The sequence below is a fragment of the Zavarzinia sp. genome (assembly GCF_049306435.1).
Taxonomy (GTDB): domain Bacteria; phylum Pseudomonadota; class Alphaproteobacteria; order Zavarziniales; family Zavarziniaceae; genus Zavarzinia.
Genome location: NZ_JBAQRT010000199.1, coordinates 1 through 1941, shown reverse-complemented (window position 1 = coordinate 1941; position 1941 = coordinate 1). Strand labels below are relative to the sequence as shown.

General features: G+C 68.1%; 2 protein-coding genes and 1 pseudogene. All 3 read left to right on the top strand.

Annotated elements, in window-relative coordinates; all coding sequences use genetic code 11:
* Positions 1 to 458: pseudogene (locus tag WAZ62_RS11200) on the top strand (hypothetical protein); the annotation flags it as partial.
* Positions 459 to 490: 32 nt separating this feature from the next.
* Entirely contained in the window at positions 491 to 802 is a 312-nt protein-coding gene (gene fliN, locus WAZ62_RS11195) for a flagellar motor switch protein FliN (RefSeq protein WP_422643610.1), read from the top strand.
* A 14-nt stretch (positions 803 to 816) separates the two neighbouring features.
* The coding region (locus tag WAZ62_RS11190) for a sigma-54-dependent transcriptional regulator (RefSeq protein WP_422643609.1) at positions 817 to 1941 on the top strand (1125 nt) is incomplete at its 3' end.

The following is a 1941-nucleotide window of genomic DNA, read 5'->3' as shown; positions in this document are numbered from 1 at the left end:
CCGCCGCCCTCGCGGATGCGGTGGCGCGCGCCGGGGAAGCCCTGGCCGGCATCGCCGATACGCTGGTCCAGGGCGAAGCCAGCCTGCAGGCCGATGCCGCCGCCCTCGGCCTCGCCATCGCCCGCCGCCTGTGCCCGGCCCTGACCCGCGACCTGCCGCTGGCCGACATGGAAGCCATGGTCGCCGAATGCCTGGCCGATCTGAAGGACGAGGCGCGGGTGATCGTGCGCGTCGCGCCCGGGATGATCGACGAGGCCCGCCCGCGCCTTGAAGCGATCGCCGCCGCCCAGGCCTTCCCCGGCAAGATGATCACCCTCGCGGACGATGAACTCGTCCCCGGGGATGTCCGCATCGAATGGGCCCATGGCGGCATCGCCCGCGACACCAGGGCCCTCGCCAGCGCCGTCGAATCCGCCGTCAACCACTTCATTGCCGCGCAGCGCCGTCAAAGCGCCTGACCGGAGAGAGCCCCATGCCCGCAGACCGTGACATGAATCTGGAAGAGCTGCAGAACGGCCAGGTCGCCACGAGCGACGAGGACGGCCTGATCAGGACCGCCCAGGACCTCGAGGCGGTGTTCGACATCCCCGTCGCCGTCTCCGCCGTGCTCGGCAAATCCAAGCTGCAGGTCAGCCAGTTGCTGCGCATCGGCAAGGGCGCGGTGATCGAACTGGACCGCAAGGTCGGCGAAGCCATCGATATCTATGTGAACAATCGCCTCGTCGCCCGCGGCGAAGTGGTGGTGGTCGAAGACCGACTCGGCATCACCATGACCGAAATCATCAAGGGCGACAGGCGCTGAAAGGGTATTGAACCATGCGGCTCATGATCGTCGGCTCCCTGTCCGGTGAATTCGGCGCGGCTTCCAAGATCGCCATGGCGCGCGGGGCGAAGGTCGCCCACGCGGATTCGGTCGAGGGCGCGCTCCATGCCCTGCGCTCGGGGCGCGGCGCCGACCTCCTGATGGTCGATGTCCGGCTCGATATCGCGACCCTGATCCAGGCCCTCGCGGCCGAGCATATCCATGTCCCGGTGGTGGCCTGCGGCATCGGCAACGACACGCGCGCGGCCGTCCTCGCCATTCGGGCGGGGGCCAAGGAATATGTCCCCCTGCCGCCGGAAGCCGATCTGATCGCCGCCGTCCTCGAAGCGGTCGCCGAGGAAAGCCACAACCTGATCTATCGCGATCCCGCCATGGCGGAAGTGGTCCGCCTCGCGGAACAGGTCGCGCCCTCGGAAGCCTCGATCATGATCACGGGCGAGAGTGGCACCGGCAAGGAAGTGATGGCCCGCTTCGTCCACCGCAAGAGCCGGCGGGCCAATGCCCCCTTCGTCTCGGTGAACTGCGCGGCGATCCCCGAGAACCTGCTGGAAAGCGAACTCTTCGGTCACGAGAAGGGCGCCTTCACCGGCGCCGTCGCCCGCCGCGTCGGCAAATTCGAGGAGGCGAACGGCGGCACCCTGCTGCTCGACGAAATCTCGGAAATGGATGTCCGCCTGCAGGCCAAGCTGCTGCGCGCGATCCAGGAGCGGGAAATCGACCGGGTCGGCGGGGCCAAGCCGGTGAAGATCGACATCCGCGTCATCGCCACCTCGAACCGCGACCTCGCGGAAGAGGTGAGGAAGGGCACGTTCCGCGAGGATCTTCTGTTCCGCCTCAATGTCGTCAACCTGAAGATCCCGCCCCTGCGCAAGCGCCCGGCCGACGTCCTGCTGCTGGCCGAGCATTTCGCGCGGAAATATGCCGAGCTGAACGCGACGGGTCCCAAGGTCCTGACCGAGGACGCGCGCAAGCTGCTGCTCGGTTATGGCTGGCGGGGCAATGTGCGCGAGCTGGAAAACACCCTGCACCGCGCCGTGCTGCTGTCGCCCGGCACCACGATCGAGCCTTCGGCCATCGTCCTGCCCGATGGCAGCCGGCCGGTCGACATCCCGTCGCCG